The organism is Bradyrhizobium sp. USDA 3256 (assembly GCF_054058275.1).
Map to the genome: position 1 here is coordinate 1,627,773 of NZ_JBSSAE010000002.1, position 22,488 is coordinate 1,650,260.

Genomic DNA, 22,488 nt, shown 5'->3' on the forward strand with positions numbered 1-22,488 from the left:
GGGAACGTTCTCGCACGTGCGAGGTTCCTTAGATGTGGGAGATCTGTCGCTTCTTTCTTCCATCACACTGTGGTCTTGCTGATGCCATCACGCTCCAACAGGTTTTTGCCTATGCCAGCGTTGCAAAATTGTTGCGCAGTGATGGCTGCATCAAGGAATCCCACCGCCGCCCTTCACGTCATCGTGCGCGAGAGCTTCGACTAAAACTTTCTCGTTCACCTTCAACAGCTTTGCAGGACGTCATGGACCATCTGTCAGGATACGCGCATCGTCCGTTTCCCTTTGTGTTGCGCTATCTGCGCCGGCGTCTGCCGTCGCATGTTGTGATTTTGTCAGCCGTGGTTGCGGCGGTTGCCTGTTCGGTAGGCACGCAATACGGCGTGAAGAATCTGGTCGATGCGTTGTCGGCGGGGCCGTCGGCTGCGAACGGCGTATGGCTGGCATTCGCTGTGCTCATGTCATTGATCGCGGCCGACAACTTCCTGTGGCGGATCGCGAGCTGGACCGCGAGCTACACCTTTGTCAGCGTCACCGGCGATCTTCGCCGGGACATGTTCCGCCATCTCACCGGCCACGCGCCGAGCTATTTCACGGATCGGCTGCCGGGCATGCTGACCAGCCGGATCACGGCGACCTCGAATGCCGTGTTCACCGTCGAGAACATGTTCGTATGGAATGTGTTGCCGCCCTGCATCGCGACCTTCGCGGCGATCACCCTGGTTGGAACAGTCAGCGTGACAATGTCAGCAGTGCTGATACTGATCGCGGGAACCATGGTGGTGGCCATGTTCCGCGTCGCCGCCGCCGGCCGGCCGCTGCATGACGATTTCGCCAACAGGGCGGCCGCCGTGGACGGCGAAATGGTCGACGTCATCAACAACCTGCCGCTGGTACGCGCGTTCTGCGGCCTCGGCTATGAGCACGAACGCTTCGATGCGACCGTCAATCGGGAACTCGTCGCGCGCGGCCGTTCCCTGCGCTACCTCGAGAAGCTTCGTCTCATTCACGCCGGCGTGACCGTGATTCTGACCATCGCAATGCTGGCCTGGGCGCTTAGTCTCTGGCAGCAGGGCGCGGCGACCACCGGCGACGTCGTGCTGGTCTGCACGCTCGGCATCTCGATCCTCAGCGCCACCCGTGATCTCGCGGTCGCGCTGGTCGACGTCACCCAGCATGTCGCGCGGCTGACCGAGGCGCTGGCGACGCTGCTGCAGCCGCACGAGCTGAAGGACCATCCGGAGGCCGAGGCGCTGGTGAAGAGCGGCGCCGCGATCGCCTTCAACAACGTCGCGTTCCGCTATCCCGGCGGCCTGCAGGTGTTCGAGCGCTTCAGCCTGCGCATCCAGCCCGGCCAGCGGGTCGGCTTGGTCGGCCACTCCGGCGGCGGCAAGTCAACACTGTTTACCCTTCTGCAGCGCTTCTACGACGTCGAGCAGGGCAACATCACGGTTGACGGCCAGGACATCTCGCGCGTCACCCAGCAGAGCCTGCGCGCGGCAATTTCGGTCGTGCCGCAGGATATCTCGCTGTTCCACCGTTCGATCCTGGAGAACATCCGCTACGGCCGCCCGGACGCGACCGACGACGAGGTGCTGCGGGCGGCGATCGCGGCGCGCTGCGACTTCATCGAGAGCTTGCCCGAGGGCATGAACACCATCGTCGGCGATCGCGGCGTCAAGGTCTCCGGCGGCCAGCGCCAGCGCATCGCGATCGCGCGCGCCTTCCTGAAGGATGCGCCGATCCTGCTGCTCGATGAGGCCACCGCGGCGCTCGATGCCGACTCCGAGGAGGCGATCCGCGAGGCGTTGTCGCGGCTGATGCGCGGGCGTACCGTGGTGGCGATCGCGCACCGCCTCGCGACGCTGCGCAGCTTCGACCGCGTGCTTGTGCTGCAGGGGGGCCGGATCGTCGAGGACGGTCCGCCCGACATCCTCGTGAAGGGAAGGGGCCCCTACCGCGATCTGGTCGCGCGTGAGATGGGCCGCCTTTCCACCAGCGCGGCCTGACCCCGCGTCGTCAAGTGCGTTTGTGCGTTCCGGTGCGTTCGTTCGAACCAGGATACGGGCCAAGCAAGTCGCCAGAGGTTCAGATGGCAGCTGACGTCGTTACGCAGATCATCACCGCTCGCATCACGGAGCACGTCGCCGAATCGCCGTTTTACATTCCGATGACCGGGCCCGCGGCGCGGCCGCGGCGCTCGCTCAAGCATGACGACACCTTCATCGTGCTTGACAGCCATGGCGACATCGGCGCCTCGGCCGGCGGGCCGGACGGCCTGTTCAACGCCGACACCCGCTACCTGGCGCGGCTGGAAATGGTGCTGGAGGACGTGCAGCCGCTCCTGCTCGGCTCCAACATGCGCGACGACAATTCGGCGCTGACGGTCGACCTCACCAATTCCGACGTCTATCGCGACGACCGTCTGACCCTGCCGAAGGACACGCTGCACATCGTGCGCTCGATCTTCCTGTGGCGCGGCACGGCCTATCAGCGCATCGGCCTGCAGAATCACGGCGATCATGCCGCGAGCTTCGATCTCACGCTGCTGTTCGACAACGACTTTGCCGATCTGTTCGAGGTGCGCGGCGAGCGCCGGCCGCGGCGTGGCATCGGCTCGAGCAAGCTGCTCGGCCCGACCGACGTCGTGCTGGAATATGTCGGGCTCGACGAGCAATCGCGGATCACGGCGCTGCATTTCGATCCGCGGCCGACACGGCTGTCGGTCAACGCGGCGACCTATCATTTCGATCTCGAGCCCGGACGGGTGACGTCGCTGTTCGTCGCGGTCTCCTGCAACAAGCCGATCATGCAGAAGCCGGTGCCGTTCTTCCGCGGCCTGCTGGCGCATCGCCGCGAGATGCGGACCTCGTCGGCCGGCGCAGCCAGCATCGAGACCTCGAACAACATCTTCAACGAGGTGCTGTGCCAGGCGATGGCCGACCTCAACATGCTGATGACCGAGACGCCGCAGGGCCGTTACCCCTATGCCGGCATTCCCTGGTATTCGACGACGTTCGGCCGCGACGGACTGATCACCGCGTTGCAGATGCTGTGGGTCGATCCGCGGATCGCCAAGGGCGTGCTGAAGCGGCTCGCGCTGTTCCAGGCCAAGACGGTCGATCCGCTGGCCGATGCCGCGCCGGGCAAGATCCTGCACGAGATGCGCGGCGGCGAGATGGCCGCGCTTCGTGAGGTGCCGTTCGCGCATTATTACGGCAGCGTCGATTCGACTCCGCTGTTCGTGCTGCTCGCCGGGCTCTATCTGGAGCGCACCGGCGATCTGGACACGCTGCGTGAGCTGTGGCCGGCGGTCGAGGCCGGCTTGCAATGGATCGACGGCCCGGGCGATCCCGACCGTGACGGCTTCGTCGAATATCAGCGCGCCACCGAGGAGGGGCTGCGCAATCAAGGCTGGAAGGATTCGTTCGACGCCATCTTCCACGCCGACGGAACGCTCGCCGAGGGCAATATCGCGCTGGCGGAAGTGCAGGGCTACGTCTTTGCCGGCAAGCAGCTTGCCGCGCGCGCGGCGCGCAAGCTCGGCTTTGCCGACAAGGCCGCGAAGCTGGACGCCGAGGCCGAGCGGCTGCGCGAGCGGTTCGAGCAAGCATTCTGGTGCGAGGAGCTCGGCACCTATGCGGTCGCGCTCGACGGCGCCAAGCAGCCGTGCAAGGTGCGCACGTCGAATGCCGGCCAGACGTTATTTTCCGGCATGGTGCGGGAAGACCGCGCGCGACGGGTCGCCGCCGACCTGATGAGCCAGAAGTTTTTCTCGGGCTGGGGCATCCGCACCGTCGCCGCGGGCGAAGTGCGCTACAACCCGATGTCCTATCACGACGGCTCGATCTGGCCGCATGACAATGCGCTGATCGCGCTCGGATTTGCCCGTTACGGCCTCAAGCATTCGGTCGCGCATCTGTTCAAGGGCCTGTTCGACGCCGCCAGCTATATGGAACTGCGGCGGCTGCCGGAGCTGTTCTGCGGCTTCCGCCGCGAGCGCCGGCGCGGCCCGGTGCTCTATCCCGTGGCCTGTGCACCGCAGGCCTGGGCGAGTGCGACGCCGTTCACGCTGCTGGAGGCGGCGCTTGGCCTCGAGTTCGACACCGCGCGCGGCGAGATTCGGTTGCGCGATCCGCGGCTGCCGGAGTTCCTCAACGACGTGGTGCTGCGCGACCTCAGGCTTGGCGCTTCCAGCGTCGATCTGAGGCTGCGCCGCCATGGCGACGAGGTGTCGCTTGAAGTGTTGCGCACGCGCGGCCAGATCCAGGTGTCGATCGTGCTGACGCATTGAGCGTTGTCGCGCGGCATGCGTGCGCTAAGGAAATCGCGGGGAGAGTAACATGCGTCCGAGGATTATGATGATGCTGGTCGCCGCGGCGCTGCTGGCATGCGCTGGTGTCCGTGCCGCCGACGACGAAGCACCGGCGCCTGCACCATCGCCGCCGGCTGCGCAGGCGCCGCCAGCAACTCCTGCGCCGCCGGCAGCCCAAGCGCCGCCAGCAGCTTCTGCGGCGCCGAAGGAGCAAGCCAAGGAACCCTCAAAGGAATCGTCCAAGGAACCGTCGCCGCCGCCGTCGGTGACCGTGATCGGCGCGCGCGATGCGCACGGCATTCTCGGGCGCGACGTTCGTAGTTCCGCCAATGAGAACATGGGCCGTATCGTCGACGTCATTGTCGACCGCGACGGCAAGGTCCGCGCCGCAGTGATCGATTTCGGCGGCTTCCTCGGCGTCGGCAGCCGCAAGATCGTGGTCGATTGGAACGCGCTGCGTTTCGCCGGTGTTTCCAGCAAGAGCGACAGCATCACGCTTGACCTCAACAAGCAGCAGGTGAGCGCTGCGCCCGAGTACAAGGAAGATACGCCGCTGATCGTGCTGGGCGCGGCGGGAAGCCTGCATCCATGGGATTACGAACATTAGGGGGGTAAAGCTGGTCGCGCGTCCGAACTCTTCTTTAGAGACGGTTGGCGACGGTCGTGGCGAGCGATCAGCCGGCAGCACCAACGTTGTGTCAATTGTCCCCGATCAGCCCACACCGGAGGAACCGCGCGGGCCGTCGCGGGAAAGCCAGCGCGGCCTCGACTGGTTCATCTTCTTCCTGGCCGACGTGCAGACCGGCTTCGGCCCGTTCGTCGCGGTCTATCTGACGACGCAGAAATGGACCCAGGTCGAGATCGGCTTCGTGCTCTCGATCGGCGGCATCATCGGCCTCTTGGGCCAGATGCCCGGCGGAGCGATCGTCGATGCGGCGCGCTCGGAGCGGGTTGTTGCGGGCTGTGCGGTGGCTGCGATCGGCGCCAGCGCGCTGGCCTATGCGCTCTGGCCGATCTTTCCCGTGGTGACGCTCGCCGCGACGCTGCACGCGCTCGCGAGCTGCGTGCTCGGTCCGGCGATCGCCGCGATCAGCCTCGGCCTGGTCGGGCCGCTTGCGATCGGCGAGCGACTCGGCCGCAACGCGCGCTTCGCCTCGCTCGGCAGCGGCTCGGCCGCGGCACTGATGGGCGCCTGCGGCTATCTGCTGTCGAGCCGCTCGGTGTTCCTCGTGACCTTCATCCTGGCGATCCCGACGCTGTTGTCGCTGGCGCGCATCCGCGAGCGCGAGATCGACATCGCCCAGGCCCATGGCGAGGTGAAACGGGAAGTCCCCGACAAGCGCGCCACCAGCGTGTTCGCGCTGGTGCGGCAGCGGCCGCTCTTGATCTTCGCCGGCGCGATGATGCTGTTCCAGCTCGCCAATGCCGCGATGCTACCGCTGATGGCGGGCGTGGTTACGACTCGGTCGAGCCAATGGGCGCCGGTCCTGATCGCGGCCTGCATCATTGTGCCGCAGGCGATCGTCGCTTTGTCCTCGCCGTCGGTCGGCCGCATAGCCCAGATCCGGGGCCGGCGGCCGCTGCTCCTGATCGCATTCGTCGCGCTGGCGGTCCGCGGCCTTTTGTTTGCAACCGTGCGTGATCCCTATCTGCTGGTCATCGTGCAGATTTTCGACGGCATCACCGCGGCGATCTTCAGCGTAATGGTGCCGCTGATCGTGGCCGACATCGCCTTCGGCAGCGGCCATTTCAACCTGGCGCAGGGCATTGTCGGCACCGCGGTCGGCATTGGCGCGTCGCTCAGCACGGTGCTGGCCGGCTATGTCAGCGACAAGCTCGGCAGCAGCACGGCCTTCATGGGCCTCGCCGGCGTCGCCGCGTTCGGGCTGTTCGTGATCTGGCTGGTGATGCCGGAGACGCGGCGGACGGCATGATGGCAGGGCGCAACCGCGGCACCATTGGCCGCCGCCGACCAGACCCGGGATGCGGCTACGGGCGCGTTTTGCTGCGCGGCACCCTTCCTCCTGCATGTGCCGTCATATATGAGTGAATACATAAGTGATTTGCTGCTGGAACGAGTCCGATGGTCCCCAGGAGCGAGTTCGCGCGTTGGACCGTGGCGGCGATTAATCAATCCAAAATCGCGGTCTGGTACGGGATTGACGGAGCGCGGGCAGGCATTTCGACCGAGGAGCGGCATGGTACATCGAACGACGACGGCGCAAACCACCGGAGCGATGCGGCGTTGGGGCCAACCCGCCTTTGTGACTTTCGCGGCGATGGTCACACTTGCGTCACTGACCGGTGGCGTCGCGGCGAAAGAGCAGCGTCCCGCGGCAGCCGTCGAGGCGACCGCGCCGCGCACCGCTGGCGAGCCGATCATGGCAATCGTGTCGATCAAGGCCCAGAAGGTGACATTCTACGACGCCGAGGGCTGGATCTACCGTGCTCCGGTGTCGAGCGGCGTCAAGGGACGCGAGACGCCGGCCGGCGTCTTTGCGCTGGTCGAAAAGGATAAGGACCATCACTCGACCATGTATGACGATGCCTGGATGCCGAACATGCAGCGCATCACCTGGAACGGCATCGCGCTGCATGGCGGGCCGCTGCCGGGATATGCGGCTTCGCACGGCTGCGTGCGGATGCCCTACGATTTTGCCGAGAAGCTGTTCGACAAGACCCGGATCGGGATGCGGGTGATCATCGCGCCGAACGACGCGGCCCCGGTCGATTTCACCCATCCGGCGCTGTTCGTGCCGAACGCGCAAGCCATCGCGGCTGCGCCGGCGCGCGCCGATAAGCTCAGCCGCGAGGCCGCGGATGCAGCAAAGGCGGCCGACGAGGCGAAAAAGGCCTCGGTGGCCGCGACCAAGGAAGCCGCACTGTTCACGCCGGCGTCGCTGCGCAAATTGCAACAGATCAAGACCCGTGCCGACGCTGCGGTTGCGTTGGCCGACAAGACGCTCGCCGCGGCCAAGACCGACCAGGCCAAGGCGCGCGCCGAGGATCTGAAGCAAAAGGCGGTGGCCAAGGCCGCGGAAGCGACCACGCAGTTCGAGGCCGCGCAGGGTGACGCCAAGCCGAAGCTCGATGCGGCAGCCGCCGCCAAGGACGCCGCCAAGGCGGCCGAAACCAAGAAGGCGGATACCCAGAAGGCGGCGACCGAGGCGAAGCTCGCGCTGGAGCCGGTGTCCGTCTACATCAGCCGCGCGACGCAGAAGCTTTACGTCCGGCGCAACACCCACAAGCCGTGGGCTGACGGCGGCGAGGTGTTCGACTCAAGCATCGAGGTTCCCGTCACCATTCGCGATCCGGACAAACCGATCGGGACGCACATCTACACGGCGATGGTGCGCAACGACGCGGGCGGTCTGCGCTGGACCGAGGTGTCGATCGACGACGGCGACAACGCCAGGAATGCGCTCGACCGTGTCACCATCCCGCAGGATGTGCTGGATCGCATCGCGCCGACTGCCGTTGCGCGCTCTTCGATCATCATCTCGGACGAGCCATTGAGCGCCGAGACCAACTATCGCACCGAGTTCGTCGCCGTGCTGAGCAACCAGCCCCAGGGCGGTTTCATCACGCGCAAGCCGACCCGGCCTATGATGAACGACGACATGGTGGCGAGCGGGGACGACGGCTTCGGCTTCTTCAGTCAGCGCAGCTGGAATCCCCAGTCGGGCACCCAATACGGCTATCCCCAATACGGCAATCCGCAAGCGCCGGCCCAGTACGGCAATCCGTATTATGGCAATCCGCAAGCCGCCAATCCGCGCCGGCGTGGCGGCCAGTACTACTGGCAGTCGCAGGACTGGTAGGGCGCCGGCGGCATAACCGCCGAAGGATATGATCGGACGGTGAGTGCTGGACGGCGGCGTGGCACCGCCGTCCAATTGCGTAGCGCCGTTACGGGCGAGCTTCCAGGATCAGGTTGAACGGCGTTTCCGCGGCGCGGCGGAACCGCGAGAAGCCGCCTTGGCGCGCCACCTCGCGCAGCCTTGCCTCTCCGGCCTGCGCGCCGAGCGCGAGCCCGACCTCCTGGTCCAGCGACGCCGGCGTGCAGATCATCGTCGAGGCGGCGTAGTAGACGCGCCCGATCGGGTTGAGGTTATCCTCCAGCCGGTCGTTGGCGAACGGCTCGATCAGCATGCAGGTGCCGTCGTCGGCGAGGGTGGAGCGGGTGTGCTTGAGGGCGCCGACCGGATCGCCCATGTCGTGCAGGCAGTCGAAGAAGCACACAAGGTCATAGCCCTTGGCCGGGAACGTCTTGGCGGAATGCGTTTCGAAATGAACGCGGTCCGACAGTCCCGCTTCCCGCGCGGACTTCCGCGCCGCCTCGATCGATCCGTCGTGATAGTCGAAGCCGTAGAAGGTCGATTTCGGAAACGCCTCCGCCATCAATCGCGTCGAGACGCCGTGCCCGCAGCCGACGTCGGCGACGACAGCGCCTTTCTTCAGCTTGTCGACGACGCCCTCGAGCGCCGGCAGCCATTCCTGCACCAGATAGTGCTTGTAGCTGGTACGGAAAAAGCGGGCGGTGCCGCAGAACAGGCACTCGCTGCGCCTGTTCCAGCCGACGCCCTTGCCGGTCTTGAAGGCGTCGGTAATTTTTGGCTCATCGAGAAAGGTCGCGCCGACCAGGCTTCCGACGGCGCCGAGGAAGACCGGGCTGTCCTCGTCGGCCAGCGCGAGCGCCTGCTCGGGCAGCATCGAGAATTTTCCGGTTGCCTTGTCGTACTCGATGTAGCCGGAGGCCGCCTGCGCCGACAGCCACTCCTGGATGTAGCGCTCGGCTGTTCCCGTCGCCTTGGCCAGGGCCGCGGCATTCATCGGCCCGCCCTGCGCGAGAGCCCTGTACAGCCCGAGCTTGTCGCCCAGCAGCATCAGCGAGGCGTTCATCGCCGCGCCGACATCGCCGATCATCTTTCCCATGAATGAATTGAGGCGCTCTTCGTTGACGTCCATGATGTTCCTCCATCGCAATCGCGTTTGGCCAAAAGTCATCATTCGCAATTTCACGCATGCGTCGTCGTCCAGTCGTGGGGCGATGTGATCGCCTGAAAGGTTCGGTGCAATGACCCGATTGTTACCGGGCCGGTGGGATCCCACAGCCGCCGGGCTTCACAAGCCCGCGAGGCGGGCCGCCTACGCCATCACGCGCGGCATGACCAGCCGTTTGTACAGCGCACCGTAGCAGGCGGCCGACAGGTCCCAGCTGTAGGATTTGGCCATCGCGCTGGAGCGCATGGCGTTGAGCCGGTCCTTGGCGCGGTAGGCGTCGAAGGCGCGCCTGACGCCGCCAAGGAAGGATTCCGCCGACGGCTGCGCAAACAGGAAGCCGGTCTCGCCGTCGGCGATGGTTTCCGCAAGCCCGCCGGTCTGGTGGCCTATCGGCAGCGAGCCGAAGCGCTGCGCATACATCTGGCTGAGGCCGCAGGGCTCAAAGCGCGACGGCATCAGGGTGAAATCGCTGCCGGCGAAGATCCGGCGCGCCTGCCCATCGTTGAAGCCGATGATCACGCCGATCGCATCGGGCCGGCGGCGATGCGCGGCCACCAGCGCATCCTCGATGGCGGGCTCGCCGCTGCCGGTGACGACGATCTGTCCGCCGTCCCTGACGATCTCGTCGGCGGCGGACAGCACGAGGTCGACGCCCTTCTGATGCACGAGGCGGGCGACGAGGCCAAAGATCGGCCCGCGCGAGACCGCAAGCCCGAACTGACGGCGGACATAGTCGGCGTTGGCCTGCTTGCCCTTCCAGTCGCCGGCGCCGAACGGCTGTGCGAGCTGCGCGCAGTGGCGCGGGTCCCAGCTTTCGTCAATGCCGTTCAGGATGCCGGTCAGCTGGTCGGCGTCGGAGCGCACACGGAGCAGGCCTTCCAGGCCGCAGCCGAGCTCCGCGGTCGTGATCTCCCTGGCATAGGTCGCGCTTACCGTGGTCAGATGCGAGGCGTAGACGAGGCCGCCCTTGAGGAAGGAGAGCTTGTCGTAAAACTCTAGCCCGTCGATGTGGAACGAGCTTTCCGGTGCGCCGATCCGCCGCAGCGAGTCCTTCGGAAACAGGCCCTGATAGGCGAGATTGTGGATGGTCAGGATCGACGGAATCCGCGCGTTGCGCCAGGCGAGGTAGGCCGGTGTGAGCGCGGCCTGCCAATCGTTGGCGTGTACGAGGTCCGCTGCCCAATTCTTGTCCAGCATCCCGGCTGCAAGTTCGGCAGCGGCGGAGGCAAAGCGGCCGAAGCGGATGTCGTTGTCGGGCCAGTCGCGGCCGGACTCATCGCCATAGGGATTGCCCGGCCTCTCGTAGAGTTGCGGGCACAGCAGCACGTAGACCGGAAGTCCGTCCCTGGTCGACGCGCGCCCGAGCGTGCAGGCCGGCATCTCCGCGAGCGCTCGGCATTGTCCAACGATTTCAATATGCGTGAACTGTTCGACCACATCCCGGTAGCCGGGAAGCATGATCCGGACGTCGCTCCAGGGGCGGAGCGCCCGCGGAAGGGCAGCGGAAACGGCGGCGAGCCCGCCCACGCGGACGAAATCGTCCATCTCCGTCGTGACGAATAAGACCTTCAACAAGCGCCCTCGTTCCAGCCCGTGACATGGCTATGCAAGATCGGGTCCAATCTGCCTTTGAGTAAAATGCAAGACGGCCCGCGCTCCCGGTCTGGACGAGACGCTTTCCTGCCAGGGCGGCTCACTTTAGGGTCACGCGACGCCGAACAACCAATGACGAAGGTGGAGGAAGCCTTGCCGACGACCATAGCCGCTGACGATGAGGGGAATTTGACACGGAGCTTCGACGGCCTTCGTGTGCTCGATTTTTCGACCACGATCGCTGGACCTCATTGCACGCGGATGCTCGCCGACATGGGCGCGGAGGTGATCAAGATCGAGCCCGCCGAGGGCGAGACGATGCGGACGCGGCCGCCGGTGCGCAACAATTGCTCGACGGCGTTCGGCCAGCTCAATATCGGCAAGAACAGCCTGGTGCTCGACCTGAAGTCGCCGGCCGGCGTCGAAGCCGTGCGCCGGCTGATCGCCACCGCCGACGTGCTGGTGGAGAATTTCCGTCCCGGCGTGATGCGGCGGCTGAAGCTCGATTACGCCTCTATCCGCGACATCAATCCGAAGCTGATCTTTTGCTCGATCTCCGGCTACGGCCAGACCGGCCCGTCGGCGGAATTGCCGGCCTATGCGCCGGTGATCCATGCCGCCTCGGGTTACGAGATGGCGCATCTCGCCTACCAGCCGGGCCGCAGCCGGCCGGACTATTGCGGTATCTACCACGCCGATGTGCTGACCGGCGTCTACGCCTTCGGTGCGATCTCGGCGGCGCTCTATCAGCGCGCCGCCAGCGGCAAGGGCCAGCACATCGACGTCTCGATGCTGGAATCGATGCTCAGCCTGACCCTGAACGAGTTGCAGTGGTCGCAATTCGAGGTGAAGCAAACCCAGCGCCCGATGTTCGGTCCGATCGAAACCACCGACGGCTACGTGATGGTGGCGATCGCCAGCGAGAAGACGTTCCAGAACCTGATGCAGGTGATCGGCCGTCCCGATTGGGTATCCGATCCGCGCTTCGCCAAATATTCCGATAGGCGGGAGAACTGGGCGGGCCTGATGGAGGGCGTTGAGGCGTGGTCGCGCTCGGTCAGCACGCAGGCCTGCCTTGCCGCGCTCAACGAGTATGGCGTGCCGTCATCGGCCTATCGCACTGTGCGCGAGGCGCTCGCCGATCCACAAATCGCCCATCGCGGCGCGCTGGCCGAGGTTGCGGACGGCGGCGGCAGCTTCAAGGTGCTCAATCTGCCGTTCCGCATGTCCGGCGCCACGGTCGGTGCGCGCAAGCGGATGTCGACGCTCGGCGAGCACACGCTGTCCTATCTGAAGGAGATCGGGCTCTCCGAGGATCAGATCGCAGGCTTCGCAGCGCAACCGGCAAAGGCGGCGCGTCATTAGGCCTGCGGCTTTTCATCCGTATTACGGTCTTGTCGCGCGCGGCGATTCCGGACAATCTGCCGCCCAACACACGACGATCCGGAACACCGGACGTCGCCCACCTGGGAGGGAGCATTGATGACGCTGGTCGGGCGCGCGTACACGGTTGCGCGCATATTTCTTGTGGCGGGATTAGGTGCAGCGGCGTTCGCTGCACCGGCCCATGCGCAGAAGCAGGGCGGCACGCTCACCGTCGGCCAGGAACTGGACATTCCGGGCTTCGATCCGCTCAAGGTCGGCGTTTACGATACCTCGGCCAACACCGCGGCGGCCGCAATCTTCGACACGCTGATGACGCTCGACGCGAAGGGCGAGCCGGCACCGAAGCTCGCGCTGTCCTGGGAGCATGCCGAGGACTTCAAGACCTGGACCATCAAGCTGCGGCCGGGCGTCAAATTCCACGACGGCACGCCGTTCAATGCACAGGCGGTGAAGGAGAATTTCGACCGTCAGAAGGATCCGGCCAACAAGTGCCGGTGCGCGTTCTACATCACCAGCATCAAGAGCGTGGACGTCATCGATGACTTCACGGTGCGCTATAATTTCAGCGACCCGGCGGTGAACTTCCCGGCGACGCAATCCATTCAGAGCTCCAACAATGTTATGCAGTCGCCGACGGCCTGGAAGACCAAGGGCGACGACTACAATCGCAATCCCGTCGGCACCGGCCCCTACATCCTGAAATCCTGGACTGCCGGCGATCGCATGGTACTGGAGAAGAACCCGGACTATTGGGACAAGGGCAAGCCCTATCTCGACCGCATCATCCTGAAGCCGCTGCCGGACGCGCAGTCGCGTTTTGCCTCCCTGCAATCGGGCGAGGCCGACGTCGTCTGGGACGACGAATACGACGCCGACAACATCGTCAAGGCGCAGAAGGACAAGAGCCTGACGGTTCACTCCTATGCCGGCTCCGGCGCGCAGGTCTACGCGTTCAACACCAAGGCGGCGCCATTCGACGACGTCCGCGTGCGCCAGGCGCTGGTGATGGCGCTCGATCGCAAGAAGATTTCGCAGGCGATCACCAACGGCCTGGCGCGGCCGGCCACCAATCCCTATGGCGACGGCTCCTGGGTCAAGTGCACGGATGACGGCGCGCTGCCGGAGGACACTGCGAAGGCCAAGGCGCTGCTCAAGGACTACGGCAAGCCGGTTGATTTCAAGATGATCGTCTCGGCGACGCCGCGCGGCCGTACCATCGGCCAGGTGCTGCAGCAGCTCTGGAAGCGGGTCGGCGCCAACATGGAGATCGAGCAGGTCGACCAGGCCACGATCGTGCCGCGCGCCTTCATGCGCCAGTTCCAGCTCACGCCGTGGCGCATCGTCGATCTCGCCGATCCCGATCCGCAGATGTACGCCAATTTCCACACCGGCAGTCCGGTGGCGCTGGCGAACTTCTCCGACCCGGAACTCGACCGCCTGCTGGAGCATGCGCGAACCACCGCCGATACCGCCAAACGCACCGACGACTATTGCGCGATCAGCCGCCTGATCAACAAGGAGGCGCTCTGGTTCTGGACCTTCCAGAACACCTATTACGCCATCTCGAGCGCGAAGGTGAAGGGCGTGCCGAAGATGTTCAACGGGGTGCTCGACGTCTCCTACGCCTGGAAGGAATAGCCTTTCATGCTGTTCTTCGTCGCGCGCCGGCTCCTGTACCTGGTACCGGTGCTGATCGCGGTCTCGGTGCTGACCTTCGTGATCGCCTCGCTGTTGCCCGGCGATCTCGCCTATGTGATCTTGGGCGATCAGGCGACGCCCGAGAATGTCGCGGCGCTGCGTCACGACATGGGGCTCGATCAGCCGATCTGGCTGCGCTATCTCGGCTGGCTGTGGCATATCCTGCAGGGCGATTTCGGGCGATCCTTCCGCACCGGGCAGACCGTGTTGCAGGCCGTCAGCGAACGCATCCCGGTCTCGTTCGAGCTGATGATCCTGGCCGAGCTGATCGGGCTTGCGATCGGCGTGCCGCTCGCAATCGCCTGCGCGGCCAAGGCCGGCAGCGCGTTCGACCGCTTCATGACCGGCTCCGCCTTCGGCATGCTGTCGGTGCCGACCTTCCTGTCCGCGATCCTGCTGATCTATCTGTTTGCGGTCGAGCTGCGCCTGCTGCCGGCGACCGGCTACGTGCCGTTCACCGAGGACCCGGTCGCCAATCTGCGCTTCATGGTGTTGCCGGCGCTGACGCTCGGACTTGCGGAATGGCCGGGCATCATGCGCGTGCTGCGCTCCGACATGATCGCGGCGCTGCAGGAGGACTATATCGCGCTCGCCAAGGCGAAGGGCCTCAAGCCATCGCGCATCCTGTTCGTGCACGCGCTGAAGCCGTCGTCGCTGACGCTCGTCACCATCACCGGCATCAATATCGGCCGCCTGATCGGTGGCGCCGTCATCGTCGAGTCGATTTTCGCCTTGCCGGGGATCGGCCGCCTTCTGGTCGGCGCGATCTACACCCGCGATCTCATCATCCTGCAGGGCGTGGTGCTGCTGGTTGCCGCCGGCTTCGTGATCATGAACTTCATCGTCGACATGCTATACGCCCTTCTCGATCCGAGGATTCGCCATGGCCACGCTTGAGCTCAGCCTCGAGGAAGAGGCCGGTGCGACGCCGGCCCGGCGCCGCCGCGGGCTCGGCATGTTGTTCTGGATCGCGATCGGCTGGATGACGCTGGTGTTCGCGGTCGCGATCTTTGCCGACCTGCTGCCGCTTCCGAGCCCGACCGACATGGACATGCTGGAGCGGCGGGCGCCCACCTCCGCCGAGCATTGGCTCGGCACCGACGGTCTCGGCCGTGACGAGCTGTCGCGGCTGATCTATGGCGCGCGCATCTCGCTGATCGTCGGCCTCTGCGCACCGATGATCGGGGTTACCATCGGCGGCGCGCTCGGCATGCTCGCGGGCTATTTCCGCGGCCGTTTCGAATCCTTCGTGGTCGGCAGCATGGACGTGCTGCTGGCGTTCCCGCCGCTGATCCTGGCGCTTGCGGTCACCGCCTATCTCGGCCAGTCGATCTTCAATCTGACCTGCATCCTCGGCGTGCTCGGCATTCCCGCCTTCATGCGGGTGGCGCGGGCGGCGACCTTGTCGCTGGCGCGGCGCGAATTCGTCATCGCGGCGCAGGCGCTCGGCGCCACGCATGCGCGCATCCTGCTGCGCGAGCTGCTGCCCAACGTGATGCTGCCGCTGCTCGCCTTCTTTCTGCTCGGCGTCGCCGTCACTATCGTGGTCGAGGGCTCGCTGTCCTTCCTCGGCCTCGGCGTGCCGCCGCCGATCTCGAGCTGGGGCAGCATGATCGGGGAGGGCCGTGAAAGCCTCGAGGTGGCGCCGCAGCTCGCCTTCATTCCGGCGATCGCGATGTTCCTGACCGTGCTCTCGTTCAACCTGATCGGCGATACGATGCGCGCGCTGACCGATCCCAGGCAGGGCGCGCTATGAGCCGGACGCTGCTCTCGGTCGAGAATGCGGTGGTCGACCTGCCGACGCCGCGCGGCAATCTGCGGGCGGTGGATCATGTCGATCTCACCGTTGGCGCCGGCAGGACGCTCGGTATCGTCGGCGAGTCCGGTTGCGGCAAGACCATGCTGTCGCGTGCGATCCTGCAGCTGTTGCCCAAGAAGGCGAAACTGTCCGGCCGCGTGATGTTCGACGGGCAGGATCTGACGAAACTCCCGGCCGAGAAATTGCGCAAGCTGCGCGGCCGCTCGCTCGCGGTTGTGTTCCAGGACCCGATGACCTCGCTCAATCCCGTGCTGACCATCGGCACCCAGCTGATCGAGACCATTGTGGAACATCTCGAGCTCGATCTTGCCGAGGCCCGGCAGCGTAGCATCGAACTGTTGGCGGCGGTCGGCATTCCCGCGCCCGAGCAGCGCCTCGCGCAATATCCGCACCAGCTCTCCGGCGGCATGCGCCAGCGCGTCGCGATCGCGGTGGCGCTGTCCTGCGAGCCGCAGCTCCTGATCGCGGACGAGCCGACCACCGCGCTCGACGTCACGATCCAGGCGCAGATCCTCGATCTCTTGGCGCGCGAGCAGCAGCGCCGTCACATGGCGATGATCATCATCACGCATGACCTCGGCGTGGTCGCCGGCCGCACCGACGAGGTCGCGGTGATGTATGCCGGGCGCGTCGTCGAACGCGCGCCGACGCCTGCCTTGTTCAAGCAGATGCGGATGCCCTACACCGAGGCGCTGCTCGCCGCGCTGCCGAAGCTCGACGTCGCGCCGCATACGCCGCTGCCGGCGATTTCGGGGCGGCCGCCCGACCCGACCCGGCCGCTCAAGGGGTGCTCGTTCTCGCCGCGTTGCCGCTACTCCGCGGAGCGCTGCGGCACGGAGAAGCCGCAGCTCAGCCGGGCTGAAACGCCGGAGCATCTCTACGCCTGCTTCCATCCGATCACCGCGGGGGTCGGCGCATGATGCTGCAGGCAGCCCCCGATCCGCTGATGAAGGTGGAAAACCTCGTCGTCGAATATTCGGTAGGGGGCAAGACCATCCATGCCGTCTCCGATGTCAGTCTCGAGATCGCGCGCGGCGAGACGCTGGGGCTGGTCGGCGAATCCGGCTGCGGCAAGTCCACCCTCGGCCGCGCGGTGCTGCAACTGCGCCAGGCCGTCTCCGGCAAGGTGCTGTTCGACGGGCACGATCTGACCACGCTGAAGGGCGAGCCACTGCGCAAGATGCGCCGGCGCGTGCAGCTGATCTTCCAGGACCCGATTGCCTCGCTCAATCCGCGGCGGCGGATCGGCGACATCGTCGCCGAGCCGCTGGTGATCGCGGGCGTCAAGGATCCCGAGGAACGCCGACGGCGGGTCAGCGACGTGCTGTCGGCGGTCGGCCTCGATCCGGCGCTGGTGAGCGGACGCCTTCCGCATGAATTCTCCGGCGGACAATGCCAGCGCATCTGCATCGCCCGCTCGCTGGTGCTCAATCCGGAATTCGTGATCTGCGACGAACCGGTGTCCGCGCTCGATGTCTCGATCCGCGCCCAGATCCTCAATCTGCTGGAGGAGATGAAGGCGCGCTACGGCCTGACCCTGCTGTTCATCGCCCACGACCTCGCCGTGGTGAAGGCCGTCTCAGATCGCGTCGCGGTGATGTATCTCGGCCGGCTCTGCGAGGTCGGCCCGTCGGAGCAGTTGTTTGCACGGCCGGCGCATCCCTATACCGCGCTGCTGATCGAGGCGATCCCGGTGCCGGATCCGGATGTCCGCCCGACCCAGAGCGTGCCGGTCGGTGAGCCGCCGTCGCCGATCGCGCCGCCCTCCGGCTGCCGCTTCCGCACCCGCTGCCCGCGGGCCGACGCGCGCTGCGCCAGCGAAGTGCCGGAACTGCGCGTGGTTGCGCCCGGCCAGTTCGCGGCTTGCCATCATCCGCTGGTCTGAATAGGCCTTGGCCTTCAGGCGAGCTGCATGGCGGCTCGCTCGAAAATGGGATCATGAGCGTTTGTCCCGGACGGGCAGGCGTGGCAAGGTCCGCCGCAAGAACAAGCTACGGGAGAACAGCGATGAAGAGTTTCCAGGTCGTCGATTTCAACGCCCCCTTGAAGGAGGTCGATCAGCCGACGCCGCAGCCGTCGGGCACGCAGGTGCTGATCAAGGTCAAGGCCGCCGGCGTCTGCCACAGCGACCTGCATATCTGGGAGGGCGGCTACGATCTCGGCCACGGCCGCAAGCCGCTGTCGCTGAAGGATCGCGGCGTCTCGCTGCCGCGCACGATGGGCCATGAGACGGTCGGCGAGATCGTGGCCTTCGGGCCCGACGTCAAGGACGCCGACAAGGGCGGCCTCAAGGTCGGCGATGTCGCGCTGGCCTATCCCTGGCTCGGCTGCGGCAAATGCCCGACCTGCCTCGGCGGCGACGAGAACATGTGCGCGATCAAGCCGAATGCGCTCGGTGTCTATTGCGACGGCGGCTACGCCGACCACATGACGGTGCCGCATCCGAAGTATCTGCTCAACCTCAAGGGGCTCGATCCCGTCACGGCCGCGCCCTATGCCTGCTCCGGTGTCACGACCTACAGCGCGCTGAAGAAGGTCGAGAAGGATCTCGACACGCCGATCGTGATCTTCGGCGCCGGCGGTCTCGGCCTGATGGCGCTCTCGCTGTTGAAGGCGATGGGCGGCAAGGGCGCGATCGTGGTCGATATCGACGCCAGGAAGCGCGAGGCGGCCGAAGCCGCCGGCGCGCTCGCGACCGTTGACGGCAAGGCGCCCGACGCGCTGGAACAGCTCGTCAAGAAGGCAGGCCAGCCGATCCGTGCCGCGATCGATCTGGTCGGCAACGCCCAGACCTCGCAGCTCGGCTTCGACTGCCTGACCAAGGGCGGCAAGCTCGTGATCGTCGGCCTGTTCGGCGGCGGCGCGCCCTGGGCGCTGCCACTGATCCCGATCAAGGCGGTCACCATCCAGGGCAGCTATGTCGGCAATCTGCGCGAGACCCAGGAGCTGCTCGACCTCGTGCGGACCAAGAAGATTCCGGCGATCCCGGTCACGCCGATGCCGCTGGCAAAGGCGAACGAGGCGCTGACCAATCTGCAGAAGGGCCAGCTGGTCGGCCGCGCGGTGCTGACGCCGTAGATCAAATCACCGTCATCCCGGGATGGTGCGCAGCACCAGACCCGGGATCTCGAGATTCCGGGTTCGATGCTCCGCATCGCCCCCGAATGACTGTTGTGTTCCGGAGATTCCCATGTCCGCCAACGACGCACTCCACATCGCCGTCCTCGGCGGCGACGGCATCGGCCCCGAGGTGATGGCGCCGGCGCTCGACGTGCTGCGCAAGATCGAGGCGTCGGCGGGTTTCAAATTCCGCTTCACCGAGGCGCCGGCCGGCGCGGGCCATTACAAGGAAACCGGCAAGTCGATGCCGGAGAGTACGATCCGGCTATGCGAGGAGGCCGACGCGATCCTGCTCGGAGCCTGCGGCCTGCCATCGGTGCGCTACCCCGACAACACCGAGATCGCGCCGCAGATCGAGTTGCGCATGATCTTCGATCTCTATGCCGGCGTGCGGCCCGCGCGGTTGATCCCGGGCGTGGCGAGCACGATCGTCGGCGCCGACCAGAAGGGCATCGACCTCGTCGTGATCCGCGAATCCACCGAGGGCCTGTTCGCCTCGATGGGCAAGGGCGTCGTCACCGACAGCGAGGCGCGCGAGACGATGGTGATCACGCGCCACACCTCCGAGCGGCTGTTCGAGTTCTCGTTCCGGCTCGCCGAACGCCGCAAGGCGCGCGGCAAGGTCAATGGCGGGCTGACCTGCGTCGACAAGGCGAACGTGTTCAAGGCGTTCGCATTCTTCCGGAACATCTTCGACGAGACTGCGAAGCGTCATCCCGACGTCAGAGCTGACCACCTCTACATCGATGCGACCGCGGCTGCGCTGGTGACGCGCCCGTGGGACTTCGACGTCATGGTGACCGAGAACATGTTCGGCGACATCCTGTCCGATCTCACCGCCGGCCTGATCGGCGGCATGGGCATGGCGCCGTCTGCCGACATCGGCGACCGCTACGCGGTGTTTCAGCCGTGTCATGGCACGGCGCCCGACATCATGGGGCAGGGCAAGGCCAATCCGACCGCGATGATCCTGTCGGCCGCGATGATGCTGGACTGGCTCGCCGACAAGCATGGACTCGAAAGCGCCGCCGAAGCCGGCGAGCGGATCGAGCGCGCGGTCGACAAGGTCTACGCCGACGGCATCAAGCCGTTTGAGTTCGGCGGCAGCAACGGCACGACCGATGTCGCGAAGGCGGTGCTGGCAGCGCTCTAGGCGGTGTGGACTCTAGGGATTCCCTTTTGAGGCCAAATCAGATTCAAGGCTTCTTTTGGGAGGCGGCCTTGGGTGTGATGGATCGTTTGGTGTTGAGCGACGCGGCTTGGGAGCGCATGGCGCCGCTCATCATTGGCCGGCCCGACCAGAAAGGTTCGACCGGACGCGACAACCGGATGTTCGTGGAAGGGGTGCTCTGGATCGTTCGCACGGGCTCTCCCTGGCGTGATCTTCCGGAGGCGTTTGGGGATTGGAACAGCGTGTTCCGGCGCTTCAGTCGATGGAGCACCAAGGGTGTCTGGTTGCGGATCTTCGAGGCGATGTCCGATGATCCGGACTTCGAATATTTGATCGTCGATTCCACCATCGTCCGGGCGCATCAGCACGCCGCCGGGGCAAAAAAAGGGGGTCTGAAGATCAAGCGATCGGGCGCTCGCGCGGCGGCTTGAGCACCAAGATACATATGGCCGTTCGAGGTTTGGGATGTCCCGTGCGGTTCACCCTCACCGCAGGCCAGAAGGGCGATGCCCCGCAAGCCGCCACGTTGATCGAGGGATTGCCCGCCGAGGTCGTCATGGCCGATGCAGCCTATGACGCCGATCATTTGCGCCAGGCCATCGCAGCCAAAGGCGCGATCGCCGTCATCCCCAACAACCCCTCGCGAGCCCTCAAACATCCGCTCGACAAGCATCTCTATGCCCAGCGCCACCTCGTGGAATGCTGCTTCAGCAAGCTCAAGCAGTTCCGTCGCGTCGCAACCCGCTTCGAAAAGACCGCCCGAAATTACCGAGCCATCGTCACGCTCGCTGCAATCGTCCTATGGATGCGATAAGTGTCAACACCACCTAAAGCGCGATGAGATTAGGTTGAATCGTCATCGCGCCTTAGCTCTTTGTTTGAGCATGATCTTTTCGAAAAACCGCTTCGCACTTTTCCGGATCATGCTTTAGCCGCGGAAGGGTGAGGGGGCCGAAGCCCCCTCGCTGATGATTAGCGATGGTGTCCGCCGTGATGTCCGCCGCCGTGATGGCCACCATGATGTCCGCCGTGATGAGGGCGGTGCCCGTAATGATGCGGGCGATGGTGGAATTGCGGACGATGATGCCATCCGTGATGGCGCGGTCCGTAGTAGCCGTATGCGCCCGGTCGCCAATAGCAGCGGCCCCAGCGATCGCAGACCTGGCGCACCTTGTCGACATTGGACGTTTCGCCCGCGATGTGACCGGCTTGCGGAAGCCCGTTGGGCATCGCGGATGCCGCGCCGGACATCAACGCTGCGCTTCCAAGCGCGGCGAGTCCAATAACGGCAAGCTTGATATTCATCGAGATCTCCTTGGTTGAAGCCTGAAAACGTTCGTGCGGGCCACTTCGTTGCTGCGGCAAAAAAGACAGGCTCGTGCACCTGGTTCTGGCGGCGCCGGTTCAACTGAGGAAATGCGGGAGTTCTGAGGTCGCCTGATGCGCGGGCGACAATTGGCCGCGCGACAGAATGGCGACGCATTGCGCGCGCATGCGCTGCGCGAGATGGGCAGTCGAAGCGCGAGCTGGAAAAGCGCGGCGCGCATGCGCGGCGACGCGCGCGAAGATCATGCTCAGGTGGAGCGATGAGATCATGACGCGATGCTCGTCGCCGCTTCATGACCGCGCATCCGGCCAGGACTGAAGCTATCCGCCTGGATCACAAAATCTTGAAAGACAGCCGCGCCTCAAGAAAAAGCGCCGCCATCGGCGATGGCAGCGCTTTTACATCCTCCTGGCCCGACCGGCGTGTGCGGCCGCAGCGGCCGGCGACCGGCCGTTGCGGTGTGGTGGGATCGCGTTCGCGGCGCCGCGACCCGATCCGCGCTCAGTCTTCGTTGGCGGCGATCGATTCCATCAGCGACACCAGCTGACGCTGCACCGTCTGATCCTTGATCTTGCTGTAGGCGCGCAGCAACCGGAGGCTGAACGCGCTGTCGAGGAACAGCAGGCTCTCGACTTCGCGAGCCTTGTTGTCGCCGTCGTAGAAGAAGGTGACCGGCACATCCAGCGCGGTCGCGATCTGTTGAAGGCGGGCAGCGCCGACACGGTTGACGCCCTTCTCGTACTTTTGAACCTGCTGGAAGCTGACGCCAAGCTTGTCGCCGAGTTCGGCCTGCGAGATCTTTTGCTCGACACGGCGCAGGCGAATCCGCTTGCCCAACTCAATGTCCGGCTTGCCGGCACTGCGCTGCTTCATCTTCTTTGCTGCTGATCTGTTCATTCTTGTGACCCGTCCTTCAAATCGAGAATCCCTGGCCCGGTTGGGTCAGGGACACGTTCATGATGTACCGCGTTAAGCTCGAGTGGATCGCCAGTTCGTCTGAACTACGAAATCCAGGAAGATCGCGGGATGGTATCCAAACGCAAAAGCGCAAGGAAACA

The 22,488-nt window shown here is 65.4% G+C and carries 18 protein-coding genes and 1 pseudogene; 14 read left to right on the plus strand and 5 right to left on the minus strand.

The features are described from left to right. Window positions 1-242: 242 nt before the first annotated feature. From ACVWY5_RS09360 to ACVWY5_RS09380, 5 genes are all read left to right on the plus strand, one after another. Window positions 243-2,006, plus strand: a complete 1,764-nt coding sequence (locus tag ACVWY5_RS09360) for an ABC transporter ATP-binding protein (RefSeq protein ID WP_028334340.1) — start codon at window positions 243-245, stop codon at window positions 2,004-2,006. An 83-nt stretch (window positions 2,007-2,089) separates the two neighbouring features. Next, window positions 2,090-4,291, plus strand: a complete 2,202-nt coding sequence (locus tag ACVWY5_RS09365) for an amylo-alpha-1,6-glucosidase (protein WP_028334339.1) — start codon at window positions 2,090-2,092, stop codon at window positions 4,289-4,291. 49 nt (window positions 4,292-4,340) lie between these two features. Next, window positions 4,341-4,919, plus strand: coding sequence for a PRC-barrel domain-containing protein (locus ACVWY5_RS09370; RefSeq protein ID WP_157347604.1), 579 nt, complete (start codon window positions 4,341-4,343; stop codon window positions 4,917-4,919). A gap of 88 nt (window positions 4,920-5,007) precedes the next feature. Next, window positions 5,008-6,246: an MFS transporter gene (locus ACVWY5_RS09375; protein WP_028334337.1), complete on the plus strand. Its 1,239-nt coding sequence runs from the start codon at window positions 5,008-5,010 to the stop codon at window positions 6,244-6,246. A gap of 264 nt (window positions 6,247-6,510) precedes the next feature. Further along, on the plus strand, window positions 6,511-8,133 hold the full coding sequence (locus tag ACVWY5_RS09380) for a L,D-transpeptidase (protein WP_028334336.1): 1,623 nt from the start codon (window positions 6,511-6,513) through the stop codon (window positions 8,131-8,133). An 88-nt stretch (window positions 8,134-8,221) separates the two neighbouring features. Here the strand turns inward: ACVWY5_RS09380 and ACVWY5_RS09385 are convergent, their stop codons facing one another. Together ACVWY5_RS09385 and glgA are read right to left on the minus strand one after the other, a co-directional pair. Next, window positions 8,222-9,280, minus strand: a complete 1,059-nt coding sequence (locus ACVWY5_RS09385; protein WP_038377509.1) for a class I SAM-dependent methyltransferase — start codon at window positions 9,278-9,280, stop codon at window positions 8,222-8,224. A 180-nt stretch (window positions 9,281-9,460) separates the two neighbouring features. Further along, complete coding sequence (gene glgA, locus ACVWY5_RS09390) at window positions 9,461-10,888, minus strand: glycogen synthase GlgA (RefSeq protein WP_038377525.1); 1,428 nt, start codon at window positions 10,886-10,888, stop codon at window positions 9,461-9,463. 153 nt (window positions 10,889-11,041) lie between these two features. Between glgA and ACVWY5_RS09395 the strand changes: the two genes are divergently transcribed. The 9 genes and pseudogenes from ACVWY5_RS09395 to ACVWY5_RS09435 all read left to right on the plus strand — a co-directional run bounded on the left by ACVWY5_RS09395 (window position 11,042) and on the right by ACVWY5_RS09435 (window position 20,917). After that, entirely contained in the window at window positions 11,042-12,274 is a 1,233-nt protein-coding gene (locus ACVWY5_RS09395; RefSeq protein WP_028334333.1) for a CoA transferase, read from the plus strand. A 117-nt stretch (window positions 12,275-12,391) separates the two neighbouring features. Continuing rightward, a complete protein-coding gene (locus tag ACVWY5_RS09400; RefSeq protein WP_028334332.1) occupies window positions 12,392-13,933 on the plus strand; it encodes an ABC transporter substrate-binding protein in 1,542 nt (513 codons plus the stop codon). A gap of 6 nt (window positions 13,934-13,939) precedes the next feature. Beyond that, window positions 13,940-14,890: an ABC transporter permease gene (locus ACVWY5_RS09405; protein ID WP_028334331.1), complete on the plus strand. Its 951-nt coding sequence runs from the start codon at window positions 13,940-13,942 to the stop codon at window positions 14,888-14,890. Continuing rightward, a complete protein-coding gene (locus tag ACVWY5_RS09410) occupies window positions 14,877-15,749 on the plus strand; it encodes an ABC transporter permease (protein ID WP_028334330.1) in 873 nt (290 codons plus the stop codon). Before ACVWY5_RS09405 ends, ACVWY5_RS09410 begins: the two co-directional genes overlap by 14 nt. Then, a complete protein-coding gene (locus ACVWY5_RS09415) occupies window positions 15,746-16,732 on the plus strand; it encodes an ABC transporter ATP-binding protein (protein WP_028334329.1) in 987 nt (328 codons plus the stop codon). The genes ACVWY5_RS09410 and ACVWY5_RS09415 overlap by 4 nt, the downstream gene beginning before the upstream one ends. Next, window positions 16,729-17,697: an ABC transporter ATP-binding protein gene (locus ACVWY5_RS09420; protein ID WP_028334328.1), complete on the plus strand. Its 969-nt coding sequence runs from the start codon at window positions 16,729-16,731 to the stop codon at window positions 17,695-17,697. Before ACVWY5_RS09415 ends, ACVWY5_RS09420 begins: the two co-directional genes overlap by 4 nt. Before the next feature lie 122 nt (window positions 17,698-17,819). After that, the gene (locus ACVWY5_RS09425; RefSeq protein WP_028334327.1) at window positions 17,820-18,890 is read left to right on the plus strand and encodes an alcohol dehydrogenase; all 1,071 of its coding nucleotides are present in this window, start codon (window positions 17,820-17,822) and stop codon (window positions 18,888-18,890) included. A gap of 112 nt (window positions 18,891-19,002) precedes the next feature. Continuing rightward, window positions 19,003-20,085, plus strand: a complete 1,083-nt coding sequence (locus ACVWY5_RS09430; RefSeq protein ID WP_028334326.1) for an isocitrate/isopropylmalate dehydrogenase family protein — start codon at window positions 19,003-19,005, stop codon at window positions 20,083-20,085. A 116-nt stretch (window positions 20,086-20,201) separates the two neighbouring features. Beyond that, window positions 20,202-20,917: pseudogene (locus tag ACVWY5_RS09435) on the plus strand (IS5 family transposase). Between the two features lie 52 nt (window positions 20,918-20,969). Here the strand turns inward: ACVWY5_RS09435 and ACVWY5_RS09440 are convergent. The 3 genes from ACVWY5_RS09440 to ACVWY5_RS09450 all read right to left on the minus strand — a co-directional run bounded on the left by ACVWY5_RS09440 (window position 20,970) and on the right by ACVWY5_RS09450 (window position 22,327). After that, window positions 20,970-21,284 (minus strand): hypothetical protein, encoded by a 315-nt coding sequence (locus ACVWY5_RS09440; protein WP_028338132.1) that lies wholly within the window; start codon window positions 21,282-21,284, stop codon window positions 20,970-20,972. Window positions 21,285-21,507: 223 nt separating this feature from the next. Then, complete coding sequence (locus tag ACVWY5_RS09445; RefSeq protein ID WP_028338131.1) at window positions 21,508-21,699, minus strand: hypothetical protein; 192 nt, start codon at window positions 21,697-21,699, stop codon at window positions 21,508-21,510. A 232-nt stretch (window positions 21,700-21,931) separates the two neighbouring features. Beyond that, window positions 21,932-22,327, minus strand: a complete 396-nt coding sequence (locus ACVWY5_RS09450) for a helix-turn-helix domain-containing protein (RefSeq protein WP_016844123.1) — start codon at window positions 22,325-22,327, stop codon at window positions 21,932-21,934. Window positions 22,328-22,488 lie beyond the last annotated feature (161 nt).